This is a genomic window from Streptomyces sp. NPDC051738, assembly GCF_044453205.1.
In the GTDB taxonomy this organism is placed as follows: domain Bacteria; phylum Actinomycetota; class Actinomycetes; order Streptomycetales; family Streptomycetaceae; genus Streptomyces.
On the sequence record NZ_JBITCM010000018.1, the window covers coordinates 167432 to 183450 of the forward strand.

At 70.7% G+C, this 16019-nt stretch carries 13 protein-coding genes; 6 read left to right on the forward strand and 7 right to left on the reverse strand.

Going from position 1 to position 16019, the window contains the following annotated elements; all coding sequences use genetic code 11:
* Window positions 1-18: 18 nt before the first annotated feature.
* The 5 genes from ACIA8X_RS35200 to ACIA8X_RS35220 form a co-directional block, all read right to left on the reverse strand.
* Window positions 19-1749 carry a hypothetical protein gene (locus ACIA8X_RS35200; RefSeq protein WP_393446733.1) on the reverse strand — a complete coding sequence of 577 codons (1731 nt, stop codon included), beginning with the start codon at window positions 1747-1749 and terminating at the stop codon, window positions 19-21.
* 2 nt (window positions 1750-1751) lie between these two features.
* Complete coding sequence (locus ACIA8X_RS35205; RefSeq protein ID WP_393446735.1) at window positions 1752-2654, reverse strand: carbohydrate ABC transporter permease; 903 nt, start codon at window positions 2652-2654, stop codon at window positions 1752-1754.
* Complete coding sequence (locus ACIA8X_RS35210; RefSeq protein ID WP_393446737.1) at window positions 2651-3562, reverse strand: carbohydrate ABC transporter permease; 912 nt, start codon at window positions 3560-3562, stop codon at window positions 2651-2653. The genes ACIA8X_RS35205 and ACIA8X_RS35210 overlap by 4 nt, the downstream gene beginning before the upstream one ends.
* A gap of 124 nt (window positions 3563-3686) precedes the next feature.
* Window positions 3687-5009, reverse strand: a complete 1323-nt coding sequence (locus ACIA8X_RS35215) for an ABC transporter substrate-binding protein (protein WP_393446739.1) — start codon at window positions 5007-5009, stop codon at window positions 3687-3689.
* Between the two features lie 276 nt (window positions 5010-5285).
* Window positions 5286-6419, reverse strand: a complete 1134-nt coding sequence (locus ACIA8X_RS35220) for an ROK family protein (protein WP_393446741.1) — start codon at window positions 6417-6419, stop codon at window positions 5286-5288.
* Window positions 6420-6760: 341 nt separating this feature from the next.
* Between ACIA8X_RS35220 and ACIA8X_RS35225 the strand changes: the two genes are divergently transcribed.
* The 5 genes from ACIA8X_RS35225 to ACIA8X_RS35245 all read left to right on the forward strand — a co-directional run bounded on the left by ACIA8X_RS35225 (window position 6761) and on the right by ACIA8X_RS35245 (window position 13253).
* On the forward strand, window positions 6761-7639 hold the full coding sequence (locus ACIA8X_RS35225) for an N-acetylglucosamine kinase (RefSeq protein WP_393447336.1): 879 nt from the start codon (window positions 6761-6763) through the stop codon (window positions 7637-7639).
* Between the two features lie 108 nt (window positions 7640-7747).
* The gene (locus ACIA8X_RS35230) at window positions 7748-9685 is read left to right on the forward strand and encodes a phosphatase PAP2 family protein (RefSeq protein WP_393446743.1); all 1938 of its coding nucleotides are present in this window, start codon (window positions 7748-7750) and stop codon (window positions 9683-9685) included.
* A 240-nt stretch (window positions 9686-9925) separates the two neighbouring features.
* Complete coding sequence (locus tag ACIA8X_RS35235) at window positions 9926-11476, forward strand: ArnT family glycosyltransferase (RefSeq protein WP_393447338.1); 1551 nt, start codon at window positions 9926-9928, stop codon at window positions 11474-11476.
* Window positions 11477-11558: 82 nt separating this feature from the next.
* Window positions 11559-12482, forward strand: coding sequence for a MurR/RpiR family transcriptional regulator (locus tag ACIA8X_RS35240; protein WP_393446745.1), 924 nt, complete (start codon window positions 11559-11561; stop codon window positions 12480-12482).
* A gap of 402 nt (window positions 12483-12884) precedes the next feature.
* Entirely contained in the window at window positions 12885-13253 is a 369-nt protein-coding gene (locus ACIA8X_RS35245; RefSeq protein ID WP_393446747.1) for a hypothetical protein, read from the forward strand.
* 25 nt (window positions 13254-13278) lie between these two features.
* Here the strand turns inward: ACIA8X_RS35245 and ACIA8X_RS35250 are convergent, their stop codons facing one another.
* A complete protein-coding gene (locus ACIA8X_RS35250; RefSeq protein ID WP_399459998.1) occupies window positions 13279-14061 on the reverse strand; it encodes a cellulose binding domain-containing protein in 783 nt (260 codons plus the stop codon).
* Window positions 14062-14170: 109 nt separating this feature from the next.
* Window positions 14171-15013 carry a hypothetical protein gene (locus ACIA8X_RS35255; protein WP_399459999.1) on the reverse strand — a complete coding sequence of 281 codons (843 nt, stop codon included), beginning with the start codon at window positions 15011-15013 and terminating at the stop codon, window positions 14171-14173.
* Between the two features lie 163 nt (window positions 15014-15176).
* On the opposite strand from ACIA8X_RS35255, the gene ACIA8X_RS35260 reads away from it, so the two are divergent.
* Complete coding sequence (locus ACIA8X_RS35260) at window positions 15177-15917, forward strand: TetR family transcriptional regulator (RefSeq protein ID WP_393446752.1); 741 nt, start codon at window positions 15177-15179, stop codon at window positions 15915-15917.
* The last annotated feature ends 102 nt before the right edge of the window (window positions 15918-16019 follow it).

The window sequence follows — 16019 nt, forward strand, 5'->3', positions numbered from 1 at the left end:
TGGTGTAGGTCGTCTGGGTCACGCGACAGGTGCGGGTCGGATGGCGCGCAGTGTGACGGTGAGTGTGTGCGGGCCGAGTCCACCGATGTAGACGCGGTTCCCGGTCGTGGCATCGGTGCCGCCCACCACGGTGTAGTCCTGCCCCGGGTCGTACCGCAGTACGTCGCTCCGGTCCGGCCCGGCCAGGGGTTCGCCCGCCTCGACGTCGGCCTCGACCCGGATCTCGTCGTCGCCGACCCGGTAGGTCATCGGTCCGGTCGTCAGGCACCAGCGTCCTTCGCCGATCGGGACGACGCCCTGCGGCTCGCCACCCGGCCGGAAGGTCAGTTCGAGGGTCCAGGGCACCGGTGGGCCGCTGATGTCGATCCGCAGGTCGGCCCCGTCCTCCCGCAGGTCGACCTCGACTCGGGTCGTGTGGGAGACCTCGTCCTGAGGGCGGTCGGGGAAGGCCATCGCCGCGGAGAAGCGGCCCTCGTCCACCAGGCGGTAGGCGCCGTCGTCGCGCCTCCGGTCCTTCGGGAGCGGCTGGTAGTAGGCGGTTGTGAGGGTTTGGGTGAGCCGGTACCGGTTGTCGGCGAGCTGTTCCATGTCGGCGGCACGGAATGGGCCCAGGTCGAAGAACACCCGCGAGACGCGGACCGCGTCGAGGACGGCGGCACCGGCGAACAGCCGCAGGAAGGTGGGGTTGCAGGCGAGGCCCGAGCGGATGCGCCGGTGCTCGGGCACGTCGGAGCCGCCGTACACCACGGTGTGCGCGGTGGCCGAGACGTGTGCGGCGAGGCGTGCGGTGGGGAGGTACCGGTCGCGCGGGAGCTTCTCCGCGTCCGGGGCCGGCAGGGCGCGGCACAGATCCGGGGTGAGGAGGGTCTGGGCGAGCAGGTCGGGGTCGTCGATGCCGTCGGCGGCCGCCAGGCGGGCCGCGCGGGCGAAGTCGCCCCGGCCGGTGCGGATCGCGAGCAGCCGGTAGTGCGGCAGGTAGGGCCACAGCGCGAACGAAAGCCTCTGGTCCTGGCGGCGCGAGTGGACGGTCTCCACCGTGCCGTCCGGCCTGATCAGGTCCAGGGTCGCGGCGAGGTTGCGTTCGACGGCGTCCAGCAGGTCGGTACGCCCGAGCACCTCGGCCAGCAACAGCAGCGCCGGGTTGGTCACGATGGACGCGTAGACGGCACTGCGTTCCGAGTACAGGCCCTCCGCGTCGATGTCGACGCCCTCGGCGAGCCACTCCTCGACGCGGTCGAGCAGCCGGTCGTCCGGGAACGACCGGTGCAAGCGGGCCAGCGCCGCGGACAGCTCCCAGCGGTGGTTCGGGGTGTGCACCCCACCGGTCAGGAGACTGCCGGTGGCTGCGTCGGCGATCTCGGCGAGCGCGGCCGTGACGCCGTCCAGTTCCGGCCCCGCGCCGGCGGCGAGGACGTGCGCGTCGCACACGTCGTTGACGGTGAACGCGGAGTCCGGCGGTGACTGCACGTTGTCGCCGCCCGCGAAGAGGCCGGAGGCCGTCTGCACGGCCCGCAGGGCACGGAGGTGCGTCATCGCGGCGGCGACGGCCCGCCCGCTGCCGTGCAGTGCCGAGTCCGGGGAGCGGTATGCCGCAACCAGGGTCTTCACCCGGCGGGCCAGAGCGCGGTGGGTCACACCGACGGGTTCCTCGTCCGGGCCGGCCGCCAGCGGGGCGGCCGGCCGGTCGGCGGCGCGGGCCACCGCGCGGACGAACTCGTGGTCGAACTCGTGGTCGAGCGGGGTGGGCAAGGTCAGTCCTTCAGTCCGGCGTTGATGTCGGCGTTCATGACGTAACGCTGGAACACCAGGAAGACGACGATCAGCGGGATCATGGAGATGACCGATCCGCCGAGGAGCACCGACCAGTTGATGTTCTGCGCCCCGACAAGGCTCTGGATGCCGATCTGCACGGTGAACTTCTCGGGGTCGTTGAGCATCAGCAGCGGCCAGATGTAGTCGTTCCACCGCCACTGGAACGACAGGATGGCGAGCGTCAGCATGATGGGCCGGGAGATCGGCACCATGATCCTCAGGAAGATCGACAGCTCACGGGCGCCGTCGATGCGGGCGGCCTCGATGAGCTCGTCGGGGACCGTCAGGAAGAACTGGCGGAACATGAAGCAACCGGTCGCGGTCAGCACGGCCGGGAGGATGATGCCGGCGAGCGAGTTGTAGAGGCCGAGGTCGCGGACCACCAGGAACTGCGGGGCGAGCATGACCTCGGACGGCAGCATCGTGGTGGCCAGAATGCCGACGAAGAAGACCTTGAGCCACTTGTTGTCGTACTTGGCCAGCGCGTACCCCGTGCAGCAGCTGACTCCCACCGTGAGGACCGTCGCGATCACACACACGATGGTCGTGTTGATGAAGTACTGGGAGAAGTTGGCGCTGTCCCACGCCGCCTCGTAACCCGACACGGTGGGGTTGTGCGGGAACAGCGTCAGCGGAAGGGAGAACAGGTCTCCGGCCGGTTTGAAGGAGCTGAGGACGAACCACAGCACCGGCACCCCGTAGAGAGCTGCCAGGACCCACAGCAGTGTCGTCGCGGGAATCGCGCGCCGAAGCCCACCAGTGGCCGCGCTGCCGGGCCGCTTCTTGCGAACAGCCCGTCCGGGCGCGGAGTCGACCTTGCGTGGCATGTCTGTGGTTGTCATCGGTTCTCCACCCGCCTGTTGACCATCAGCTGGATGATCGCGACGGCCATCAGGATGAGCATGAGCACGAACGACGCGGCGCTCGCGTAGCCGATCTGGCCCGATTTGAAGCCGGTTTGGTAGATGTACTGGACGAGCAGGTTGTTCGACGTTCCGGGCCCGCCGTTGTTGAGGGAGGCGAACAGCGGATATTCCTTCATCCCGTGGATCGTGTTGAGCAGGATGACGATGAAGGAAGTCGGCGCGATGCTCGGCAGGGTGATGCTGACGAACTGGCGCCACGGACCGGCGCCGTCGAGCGCGGCCGCCTCGTAGTACGACGTCGGTACGTTCTTGATCGCCGCGATGAACAGCAGCATGGAGAAGCCCGTCCAGGCCCAGGATGCCGCCACCACGACCACCAGCAGCGACAGGTCCGCGTTCGACTGCCACGGAACGGCGCTTCCGCCGAACTTCTCGATGAGGTAGTTGACCAGTCCGAAGTTCTCACCGAACAGCCACCGCCACAGGACACCCACGACGATGGGCGACAGCAGCCAGGGGATGAAGAAGAAGATACGGGCGACCGACACGCCCTTGGCCTGCTTGCTCACCAGCACGTTGGCGATGAGCAGCGAGAACACGAAGTTCAGCGGTACGAAGAGCACGGTGTACAGCAGCGTGCGGGTCATCGCGTCGTAGAAGGCGGAGTCCCCGAACAGGTTGCTGTAGTTGTCCAGTCCGACGAACTGGAACGCCCCCACGCCCGTGTAGTTCGTGAAGGAGTAGACGAGCCCGATCACCGCCGGCCAGAGGAAGAACAGCGCGAAGAGCACGACATTGGCCGCGATGAGGACGAGCGGCGCGACGGTGTACTTGCTTCGTCTCCTGGGCGGGCTCACGGACACGTCCGAGGCTCGTTTTGTCATCTTCCTGACTCCGTGCTGGTGGAATGGGTTCCTGTGGGCTCAGGCCAAGAGCCCGGCGTCACGTGGGGTCCGGGGGCCAGGGCGGCGGTGTCTCGACCCCGCCGCCCGGGCCCCCGGCCTACGATCAGCCGCCGACCTGCTGGTTGTAGCCGTCCACAATGTTCTGCAGGGCCTTGTCGGCCGACTGCTCGCCGTTGATCGCCTTGCCGAGCTCCGCCTTGGTCGGGTCGTCGGCGAGGCTCTTGCCCTTCAGCACCCAGTTCGTCTGCGCGCCGTTGAAGTAGCCGGAGATCGGGTCGTAGAGCGGGATGGACTCGTTGTAGAGCTTGAACGCCGCCTGCGCCGCCTCGGACTTGAAGGGGTACTTCGGGTTCAGACCGCTCTCGACCGGCAGGAAGCCGGAAGCCTCGCACAGCGCCTGGTAGTGGTCGGGCTCGTACAGCCAGGACAGGAACTTCTTCGCGGCGGCGGCCGCGTCGGCGTTGTTGTTGAAGCCCACCGTCATGCCGCCGCTGTTGACGTCGCTGGCCTGCACCGGCTGGGCGGGAGTCGGGACGCTCGCCCACTCGAACTTCGTGATGCTCTCCGCGTAGGCGGCAACCTGCCACACGCCGGACCAGTAGGCGACGACGTCACCGCTCTGGAACATGGCCGACGGGTCGGCGCCGCTGGTCCACACCGACTTCGGCATGGTCTTGTCGTCGTTCAGTCCGACGAAGTACTTCACGGCCTTCTTGGTCGCCGAGTCCACCGAGAACTTGCCCGCGGAGTCCGCGTGGACGTACTTCCCGCCCATCTCGTACACCATGGCGCGCAGCCGGGACGGCGACTGGTCGAAGGTCAGGGAGTACTTGGCGTTGGTCTTCTCCCGGACCTTGTCCGCCGCCTTGATGAACTCGGTCCAGGTCCAGGTCTTGTCCGGCGAGGTGGGGTAGTCGACGCCGGCCTTCTCGAAGAGCGACTTGTTGATGAACATGCCGGACGCGGTGACGTCCGAGGGGATGGACAGCACCTTCCCGGACGAGTCCTTGGCGACGAAGTTGGCGTTGATCTTGTTCGTCTTGTTGTTGGCGATGTCGCTGAGGTCGATCAGCTTGTTCGACCAGATCGGGTCGAGCGCCGGCACGGCCGCCACGTCGGGCAGCGAGTTCGCCTGCGCCGAGTTGCGCAGCTTCGTCGTGTAGCCGTCGTAGGGGATGTTGACCAGCTTGACCTTGACGCCGGTCTCCTTCTCGTACTGCGCCACCATCTTCTTCCAGCCCGCGTCCTGCCCCGGCACCGTGGAGATCCAGAACGTCAGCGACTTGGAGGTCCCGCCCGAGTCGGATCCCCCTCCACAGGCGGAGAGCAGTAGGGCACCTGCCGTGGCCACGGCAGCGAGGGGAACCAGGCGGCCTATGGCGCCGCGGCCGAGTCGGCGGGAGCGCCGCACACCCACAGTGGTCATCTTCGATCCCTTTTCGTGGTAAGAGACGGAGCACGGCGCCGACCAAGGCGGCACGGGTGCATTTTGCAGGAAAATTCGCTTTCCGGAGGGGGCGGCCTCGCCCGGCCGCGTCGTCCACGCGGGGCGAGATCCCCGGCCGTCCTGGCCGTCACCGCACGGGCACGCCCTCGTGCGGTTGCCGTACGTCGAGTACGGGCGGGATGTTCGCCCCAAGCCGGCGTCCCGGCCGACTTAGAAAGCGCTTGTCCGGACATTGGCAGACCGAATCCGAAACCGTCAATCCTTCGTCCGCGCCGCGTCGGTCACGGTTTGGACTCCTCTGGCCACCGCGAGGCGCGCCGCGCCGACCACGGTACCGAGATCACCGACCTGACTGCTGACCACCTCGGTGGGCCAGCTGAGCCGCTCCAGCTCGGCCCGCACACCGGGCAGGAGCTGCGGAAACGCGCCGGTGCTGCCGCCCAGCACGAGCAGCCCAGGGTCCAGTACGGCGGTCACGGCGGCGGCCAGCCGGCCCACGTCCACGGCGTGCCGGGCGACGACGGCACGGGCCGGGGCACTGCCCTGTCCGGCGAGCGCGAAGAGCCGCTCGGCCGTACGGGGGCCGGCGCCGTCGGCATCCGGCCATGCCTCGGCGGCCCGGCGCAGCAGGGAACGGGCCCCGATGTACTCCTCCAGGGCCTCGTGGCGGGGCTCCAGGCCGTCGTCCCAGGGGTAGGGCAGCCGGGCGAGCTCTCCGGCGGCTCCATTCGCCCCGGCCAGCACCTGTCCTCCTACGACGATGCCGAGACCGATACCGACGCCGATCCGCAGATAGCCGAAGGTGTGGCGGCCGCGCGCCGCGCCCTCGTGCAGTTCCGCGAGGGCGGCGCAGTTGACGTTGTTCTCCAGATGGACGGGGACTCCGGGCGGCAGCGCGACGGCCACCGCGTCGAAGACGGGCCCCGCCTTGGCGGTCGCCGGGCGCATGCCGGAGCCCTCCTCGGCCCGGGCGGTGACGTCACCGACGGCCACCACGATGGTGCGCAGCGGGGCGTCGGCTGGCAGCGCGTGGAGGGCATCGCGGACCACGTCGGCCGCCTCGGCCCGGGGGCCGGTGGCCTCGGCGAGCAGGGTGCCGTCCAGGGCGCAGCCGCGGACCCGGGTGAGCGCGGGGCCGAGGTCGACGGCGAGCACGGCACCGGCGGCCGGGCCGAGACGGTAGACGGCCGCGTTGCGGCCCGTGCCGCTGGAGGCGGTGCCGGAGTGGGCGGCCAGCTGGACGCCCTCCAGTTCGGCGACGGCGGCGGAGACCGTCGGTTTGGACAGCCGCGCCAGGCTGGCGAGCTGCGGCCGGGTCGCGGTGCCGGCCTGGGCCAGCACGGTGAATACGTGGCTCGCGCTCTCGGTCAGACGGGGGGCTCTTACCACGTCGTGTTCCACAGTTCCCCCAGGTGACAGGCTGCTCTCCCGGGCCGATCGGCTCGGCGGAAGGCGGCGATGGGTTGCCCTGGCGGCACGCGTCGCCGACCCGGGCGAAAGGCCCGGGAAGCCGACTGCGCGACGCCTATTGACACGCACTGTACTTCGTTAGTTAACTTCCTAACGAACGTCCCGGTACTCGCCTGCCGTGGTCCGTCCAGAGGCCCGTCCCGGGGCTTCCCTAGCTCTTCAACTGTCTTGCCCTCCGGCACGGTTCGCCCCGCCGTCGCAGCACACAGCTCACCGACGAAAGAGGATCCGTGCAGGTCACCCCTTTGTCTGGCCCTCTGATGGTCGGCATCGACGTGGGCGGCACCAAGTCGCATCTCCGCGCGCTCACGGGCGACACCGTCGTGGCCGATCACGTCCGGCCCAGCAGCGGCTGGCGGCCGTACGATCCGGTGGCCGCCGCCGGCTGGCTGGCCGCGCTGTTCGCCGAGGCCCTTCCCAAGGGCACGCGCCCGTCCGCGCTGGCCGTCGGCGCCCATGCCTGCGAGACCGCGCGTCAGTGCGCACAGATCCGTACCGCGCTCCAACTGCACTTCGACGCGCCCGCGCTGGTCGTGGGCGACGCCGAACTGCTCGTGCCCGCGGCGGGCCTGGACAAGGGTGTCGGCCTGGTCGCCGGCACCGGATCCGTCGCCGTGGGCCGCTTCGCCGACGGCACACCGGTCCAGGTCGGCGGGTGGGGCGCGCTGCTCGGCGACGAGGGCGGCGCCGCCGGTCTCGTCCGCGAGGCCGTTCGTGCCGTATGGGCCGCGCACGACCGCGGCGAGGAGCCCGACGCGCTGGCGCTCGGCCTCCTGGCCTCTTTCGACGTCCCCGAAGTACCCGCGCTCGGCGCCGCGCTGGAGTCCGTCACGTCGGCCTCCGCCGAGTGGGGCCGGCACGCCCCGGCCGTCTTCACGGCCGCCGAGTCCGGCTCCCCGCTCGCCCGCACCGTGATCGCCGAGGCGGGCCGCTCCCTGGCCGCGCTCGTCGAACGCCTCGCCGCCCGTGGGGTGGTGGTCGACGACGTCGTGGTCGCGGGCAGTACCGTCCTCGCCCAGCCCTCGCTGTACGACGCCTTCGTGTCGGCGCTCGAGGAGAGTGTGCCGACGGCCCGGCCGCGTCCCCTGCGGGCGCCGCCGGTCGAGGGTGCGGTGGCGATGGCCCGTTCACTTGTGTGACATGTTCCGGTCGCCGACTCTCCTCCGCTCCGCCATGACTCGCCCGTAGATCTTCGCTCGTACGACCTCCCGGCCGCACGGCCGCAGAACTCAAGAGAGGCCACACCCATGCCGTCATCCGCCGGGCAGCACTCCCCCGCGTCGCTCACCGAACACCCCATGCGGCGAAGGGGGTTCCTCAAGACCTCCCTGGGAGCCACGGCCGGCGTCGTGGCCGCGCCCACCCTCGTCAGCTGGCTGGCCGCGGCGGACGCGAAGGCTTCCGCGGCCGCCGCCGCGTTCGTGGACGACTACAAGACCAACGTCGTCGCGAACCTGACGCCCGAGACCAACGCAGTGGTCCGCGTCCTCGGCGGCTTCGCGAAGGTGTGGAAGACCGGCGGCGCCTGGAACACCGGCACGCCGCTCATGCCCGAGGTGCTGCGCGCCAACGTGCGCTACAGCGTCCGGATCACCGCCGCGCGCACGGACGCCCAGGCGAAGGAATCGTTCATCATCGACCGGCAGCACCAGAGCTACTCGGTGATCGCCGGTCTGGGTCCGCTGGCCGACCTGTACAAGTCGGGCGCCAAGGCTGTCACTTCGATCACCAGCGCGCCGGACGGCACCCCCGCCGGGAAGATCAACGACGCCGTGCCCGCCGACGCGCCGGCCGGTTCCGCGATCGGCGCGGGCTCGTACGACTCGGAGCTCGGCAAGGTGGCCAAGCTGGTCGACACCGTGCGAGGCCCCTTCGCCTCCGGCAACCCGGCCAAGTTCGCCTTCCAGTACCCGCGTCCGTGGCGGATGAACGAGGACAGCGAGGTCGTCGACACCGGCAAGAAGGACGAGTTCGGCTTCCCCATATACGAGTCGGAGGTGGTCGTCGCCCCGCAGCTGCTGCGCCAGCGCGGCGAGAACCCGGCCGAGGACGGCGGCTTCCCCAGCGGCCACACCAACGCCCTCCACCTGGCGGCCCTGGCGTACGCCTACGCCGTGCCCGAGCGGTTCCAGGAGCTGGTGACCCGCGCCTTCGATCTCGCCCACACCCGCATCGTGGCGGGTATGCACTCCACGGTCGACGTCCTCGGCGGCCGCATCATGGCCACGGCCCTGGCCGCCGCCGCCCTCTCCGACCCGGCCAACGCGGAACTCAAGGCCGCCGCCCGCGCCCAGGCCCTGGCGTACTTCGAGGAGCGGACCGGCACGACGGCCGACACGCTGTACGCCTACGCCCACTCGGCCTCCGCCGGCACCGACCCGTACGCCGACCGGGACGCCAACGCCCGCACGGTCAACCCCAAGCTGACGTACGTGCTCACCCGGCGCGGCCGCGACGAGGCCCTGACCGTGCCGAAGGGCGCCGAGGTGCTGCTGGAGACGCGGCAGCCGTACCTGACCGCGGCCCAGCGCCGCGAGGTGCTGCGCACGACCGCGCTGCCCGCCGGGTACGTCCTGCTGGACGGGTTCGAGCAGTGGGGGCGGCTCGACCTGTTCACCGCGGCGGACGGTTACGGCGCCTTCGACTCCGATGTGACCGTGACGCTGGACGCGGCGGCCGGGGGCTTCGGCGCGGCGGACACGTGGCGCAACGACATCCGCGGCGACGGCGGACTGACCAAGCGCGGCACCGGCACGCTCACGCTGACGGGGCACAACCGCTACCACGGCGGCACGGCGGTCGAGGCCGGTGTGCTGGTCGCCGGGTCCGCCAACGCTCTCGGGCAGGGCGATGTGCGGGTGGTGGGCGGCACGCTCCGTGCGGACAAGGTGCTGCGGGTTCGCGGTGCGTATGCCCAGGAGGTCGACGCGACCCTGGAGCTGCTGCTGCGCAAGAACCACGGTCCGGCGCTGGAGGTGTCCGGCCGGGTGCTGCTGGGCCGGGGCAGCGTGCTGTCGCTGCGCCTCGACGCGGAGCGCCCGCCGGTCGCCGGCAGCACCGTTCCGGTCATCGAGGCGCAGCGCCTGCGCGGCCAGTTCGACCGCGTGGAGCTGAACTCCGACACGCTGCGGGCCGTACCCGTCTACACGACGGACGGTCTGTCGGTACGAATCCTCAAGCGGTAACCCCCTGTCCGGCGGGTGCTGATGCAGAGTAGGCCCATGAGCCGGCTCTCCCCCAGCACCCGCCGCCGCGGGGTCGGCGGCACCGCGGAGCGGATGATGGCGCTCGAACAGCACTCGGCCCCGGCACAGCCGGCATGCCACGACGTGCCTGACGCCTCCGGCGCGCCCGACGCTCCGCCTCGGCAGCAGTGGGGCAGGCGGTGGCTCGTGCCCCTCCTCGTGGTCGTGCTGCTCGGCCAGATGGCCGTCGCGATGGTGACGACGGCCGTGCGGCAGACACCGACGATCGACGAACCCGTGTACGTGGGCACGGCGGCCGAGTATCTGCACGAGCACCGCCTGCGGCACAATCCCGAGCATCCGCCGCTGGGGAAGCTGGTCATCGGCGTCGGAGTGGCGCTGGCCGATCCGCAGGTCGATCGCTCCTTCACCGGCGATCAGGGCCAGTTGGGGCGGCATCTGCTGTACGAGTCCGGGAACGACCCGTGGCGGCTGATGCTGTTCGCCCGCCTCCCGGTGATCGTTCTGACGCTTCTGTTCGGGTTGGTCGTCTTCTCCTTCGCCCGTGAACTCGCGGGTTCGGTGGGGGGTTTGGCGGCTCTCGGGCTGTACGCCTTCTCCCCCGACGTCATCGCGCACGGCTCGCTCGCGACGCTGGACGTTCCGGCGGCCGGGTTCGTGCTGACGTCGGTCTGGCTGCTGTGGCGGGCCCGTCGCCGACCCCGGCTCCATGTGCCACTGGCCGGTGTGACGCTCGGGGCGGCGCTGGCGACGAAGATGAGCATGCTGGCGGCGGTCCCGGTACTCGTGACGCTCGCGGCGCTGTCCGTGTGGTGTGCAAGGCCGTCGACCGAGCCCCGCCGCAGGGCGCTCGTGCGCGCGGTCGCGGGCGCCGGCGTCGTGACGCTGGCCGCCGTCGCCGTCGTATGGGCCTCGTATCTCGTCGTCGATCCGCGGCTGCGCTGGGCGCCGGAGCAGCCGGTGCCCGTCGTGCACGGACTGCGGTCACTGGCGGTCGAGTTGCTGCCGTTCCCGGAGGCGTACCGGGACGGGATGCGTGTCCAGTTCGGCTTCGAGAACCACCCGTGGCAGGGCTTTCTGTTCGGCCGGCTCTACACGGGCTCCCTCTGGTACTACCTGCCGGCCGCGCTGCTGGTGAAGACGCCGCTCGGCCTGCTCGCCCTGTGGGCGGCCGGGGCGGTCGCGTCGGTGGCGGTACGGCGGCTGCGGCCGGTGGCGCCGTATCTGCTGGTGCCCACGGCCGTGCTGTTGGCCGCGGCGATGCTCGGGTCGCGGGACTTCGGCACGCGGTACGCCGTGTTCGTGCCGATGTTCCTGGCGGTGGCGGGAGGCTGTGTGCTCGCGGTGCGACGGCGGTGGGCGCCGGTCGCGGTGGGGGCGCTGGTGCTGTTCGTCGCGGTCAGCTCGCTGCGGGCGTTCCCCTACTATCTGCCGTACTCCAACGAGGCGTTCGGCGGCCCGGAGAAGACCCATCTGCGGTTGCACGACTCCAACGTGGACTGGGGCCAGGACCTCGGCCGGCTGGCCGACCGGCTGCGCGAGCGGTACCGGGGCGAGCGGATCTGGCTCGTGTACAAGGGCAGCGGGGTGCCGTCCGCCTACGGCATCCGTGCCGCCGATCCGCGCAAGGTGCCCGTCGGCGAGGTGCGCGGGCTGCTGGTCGTGTCGGACTCCTCGGTGGCCAAGGCGACGGGGCGGCTGGCCCAACTGATCGACAGCAGTCGGCCGATCGACTCGGTCGGCCATTCGATCACGATCTATCGACGGTGAGCGTCGCCCCAGTCCAGCGCCCAAGGTCGCCACATTGTGTGAGCTATGTTGAAGCACTGTGGGAGACAAAGGAGACGCACCGGTGCCATCGTCCCAGCAGGCACGCGCGCAGGCATCCGCGATCACCTCGGGAAGGACGGCTCCGGAGGTTGAGGCATCCCCGACTTCCCAGCTCAGGACGCTTTTCGACCAGCCGAGGCTGTCGCCCGGGCAGCGGCGCATCGCCCAGTATCTGATCGAGCACATCACCGAGGCGGCGTTCCTTTCGATCACCGATCTGGCGGAGCGAGCCGGCGTGAGCCAGCCCTCGGTGACGCGTTTCGCCGCGGCGGTCGGCTTCAGCGGCTACCCCGCGCTACGGGAGAAGCTCCAGTCGATCGCGCTGGGCGCCCTCGCCGGGGGCCCGGCGGCGGCCGAGGAGAACGGCGCCAACGAACTGCAGGCCGCGGTGGACGCCGAGATCGAGAGCCTGGAGAACCTGCGGCGCGACTTCGCCGACCCCGACGAGGTGATCGACGTCGGCCGCAAGCTGTCGCGGTCGACCCCGCTGACCATCCTCGGGCTGCGCATCTCGGCGTCTCTTGCCGAGTACTTCGCCTACGCGGCGCGCCGTATCCACCCGGATGTGCGGCTGGTGACGCGGGGCGGCAGCGTCGCCTACGACGCGCTGCTCCAGTCTCGCGAGGCAGGCGGCACCTGGGTGCTGGCGTTCTCCATGCCACGGCACGCCCAGGAGACGCTCACCGCCGTACGGGTCGCGCGCAGCGCCGGGCTCAAGGTCGCCCTGGTCACCGACCTGGCGCTCGGGCCGGTGGCCGACACCGCCGACGTCGTCTTCGCCACCGGCACCGGCTCCCGCCTGGTCTTCGACTCCTATGCCGCGCCCGGCCTGATGGCCGCCGCGCTGCTGCAGGCCATGACCGACGCCGACCCGGAGCGGACGCAGGCGCGGCTGGAGGAGTACGAGCACATCTCGGACGAGCACCAGTTCTTCCTGCGGGACTGATCCCGCGCATCGCCGCTCACGCAGGGCACTCTCCACGCAGGCAAAACCGGAGCACAGCGGAACCATTCATTTCAAATCACGCATGAATGTTTTCATGCTCCTTGCAAAGCGGACGGCATATATAAATACTTCACACGCACCATCCGCCCGCCGAAAGCAGCCGGTCCGCTCATGCGCACGCACGTCACCCCATCCGCCGTGCGAACGCCGTCTGCCTTTCCGGGCTCCTCCGCGAACAGCCGAAGCCGCCGTCTCCTACCCGCGTCGGCGCCCGGGCTGTTCGGTCGGGCATCGCCTGCGCGAGCGCCCGTGGCGGCGGCCCCGGTCATCCCCTAGGCCGGGGCCGCCCCGACCCCGTCGGTGACACCCCATACGACGCCCGCACACCCGGAAGCGACGACCATGCCTCTGACGACCACACGCATCAGCTCCGACTGGCCGTGCCAGGTCAAGACCCCCGGTTCCTACGACTGGGAACGCTCCGCGGCCAAGTGGCTGCGCGAGCTGGTGCCGGCCCGCTACGCCAGCTACCCGGCGCTGATCCGCCACCCCGTTCTGCTCGCCCGGCATGCGCAGATCCAGGTCCAGAACGAGATCCGGGTGGCGCGCACCGCCCTGCAGACCGCACGGGCCGACCTCCCCGCGCTCGGCATGCCCGAGGCGGTCATCGAGCACACCATCAAGATGTACGCGGCGGAGGTCATGCAACTGCAGCACATCGCCCGCAGCGTGCGCGCCGTGTCCCAGGCGTTGATCGACCACGGTCGCTGAGCCGTCGCGCGCACCGCACACCGCGTCAGGAGGCGTCCGCCGTAGCCGCACAGGTGACCGTCGCCGACGGCTGTCCGGTGGTGTCCGAGGCGGCGGCCACGAAGCCGAAGGTGACGCTCGCGCCGGGCGCCAGGGTGCCGTTCCACGACGCGTTGGTGACCGTCGCCCTGCCGTCGTCCTGGGTCGTGGCGAGCGTGCCGTCCCAGACCTGGGTCAACCGGGTGCCGTCGGGCGGTACGACCGTCGCGGTCCAGCCGGAGGCCGAGGAGGCGGGCGCGTTGGTCACGGTCACCTCACCCTGGAAGCCGCCCTGCCAGCTGTTGACGGTCCGGAAGGACGCGGTGCAGTCGGGGTCACCGGCCTCGCCCGCGCCGGGTCCGCCCGGCGCGGGTTCAGTGGGCTCGGCCGAGTCGGGGGCTGAGGCGGTCGCGGACGGAGCCGTATCCCGGGCCGCCGTGTCGTCACCGTCGCCCGGGAGCAGGAGAGCACCGCCGAATCCGATGACCGCGGCCGCGGTTACGGCGACCGCGACGGCGGTGCGGCGAAATCCGGGGCCGGAGGCCTTGGCGGGGTGGGTGCCACCGCGCGGTGCGATTCTTGTGTCCTCGGCGACGGCAGGCAGTTCCTGTGTCGCGTCCTCGGCGCCGGGCAGGGATCCCGGCACGGCCACGGCCTCGTAGCGCTTGTTGTCCTCCTCCCACTCCCTGAACAACTCCGCGAGGGCGTCGGTGCGGCGTGGGCGCAGGACGCGGATCGGTTCCAGGGCCGGACCGTCGTCCGGCTCCTCGGCGTCGGGCCGTGTGGGCACACCGCTCTCCTTCCGTCCCCGTCTGCACGGGGCTTCGCCAATCCCCGAGGAGTGATACGGGGCCCGCGTCCCGCCGGTTCAGCGCGGTTCGGAGAGCGCACGGGCCCGGTCAGGCGGGCGCGGCGAGGAAACGGTCCAGGGACGCCTTCATCGCGGCGACGAAGGCGTCCCGCCCCGTGTCGTCCAAGGCGTCCAGGGACAGATAGGGGTTGAGGTCCTCCAACTCGACCAGCAGGAGCTCGCCGTCCGGGGCGCGACAGGCGTCGACTCGCTGAATGCCGTGGTCGAGGCCGTTCCATTCGATGAAGCGCCGGGCGAACTCCAGGTCCGCGTCGGTGGGTTCGTAGCGCTCCAGCTGCCAGCGCCGGTCGGTGTGCGGCGCGTAGAGGGCGTACTGGAAGTCGTGGTCGACGAAGTAGAAGGAGACCTCGTAGGCGAAGTCGACACACGGCTGGACGAGGACGTCCCGTACGTCCCCGGCGAGCAGGTCGCGCAGCCCCGCGGCAGGCACGATCCGCAGCCCAATCGAGTCGGCGCCGAGTTTGGGCTTGACGACGTACCGATCGGCCTCGGGCAGCAGGCGTAGGTCCTCGGCGCGGTCCACGGTGGGGATGACCGGGTATCCGGCGGTGGTCAGGTCGAGCAGGTACTGCTTGCCCGCCATGTCCGCCCTGCCGGAGAGCGGGTTGTACACCCGCGTCCCGTCGGCGGCCGCGCGTCGGCGGAACTCGTCGTGCGCGTCCTGGTAGCCCAGCACCGGACCGCTGTTGCGGACGACGACCCCGTCGAAGGCGTCCATGAGCGCGAGCGTGTCCCGGGGGTGGCAGACGGCGAGGTCGAAGTCCTCCCGCAGGCGCGAGGTGAGGAAGATGTCCTCGTCGCAGTAGCGGCGCCCGCGTGCCTGGTAGGCCAGGTCGGTGACGTACAGCAGACGGGGTCGGGCGGACGGCATGCGGGGCTCCTCGGCAGCGGCGGCAGGCGATCGTAGGCAGACCCACGCCCACCGAACAAACGTCGGAAGACTCCGGACCGCACCCGCCGTGCGGGAGCACTCAGTTCCCTGTCGGCACAGCACTGAGTGCCATCGGCGCTGCCCGGGTGCTACGTTCCCGTCCATGAGCTCCAGCAGCGCGGTGCCCGGCCGCGGCGAGAAGGCGGAGGCCGCGGCGGCGAAGCCCCCGATGCGGGAGGCCCTGGTCGCGGCGGCGTTCCGGCTGTTCACGGAGCGGGGCTACGAGCAGACGACGGTCGACGACATCGTGGCGCTGGCCGGTGTCGGACGGCGCTCGTTCTTCCGGTACTTCCCGTCCAAGGAGGACGTGGTCTTCCCCGACCACGAGCGGTGCCTGGCCGACATGACCGCCTTCCTCGCCACGAGCGGCGAGGAGCACGAGCCGGTGCGCCGGGTGTGCGACGCGGCCCGGCTGGTGCTGCGCATGTACGCGGAGAATCCGGCCTTCTCCGTGCAGCGCTACCGGCTCACCAAGAAGGTGCCGGGGCTGCGCGCGTACGAGCTGTCCGTGGTGTGGCGCTACGAGCGCGCCCTGGCCCAGTATCTCCGCGAGCGCTTCGCCGCCCGGCGCGAGGGGACCCTGCAGGCCGACGTGATCGCCGCCGCCGTGGTCGCGGCGCACAACAACGCGCTGCGGTCATGGCTGCGGTCGGACGGACAGGGCGACTCCAGTGCCGCGGTGGACCACGCACTGGGGTATGTGCAGTCCGCCTTCGGTGTCGCGCCGCCCCCGGGCCCCGCCCTCGACGAGCAGCCGGACGACGTGGTGGTCGTGGTGTCCCGGCGCGGCGCCCCCCTGTGGCGGGTCGTGCAGGAGATCGAGACCACGCTCGGACGCGACTGATCCAGGTCCCGGCCGGATTCACGTCCCGGCCAGATTCAGGGTACGCAGTGCCTTTACGTCTGGCACTGAGTGCCATACGCTGCCGCTGTGCACGGTGGCACG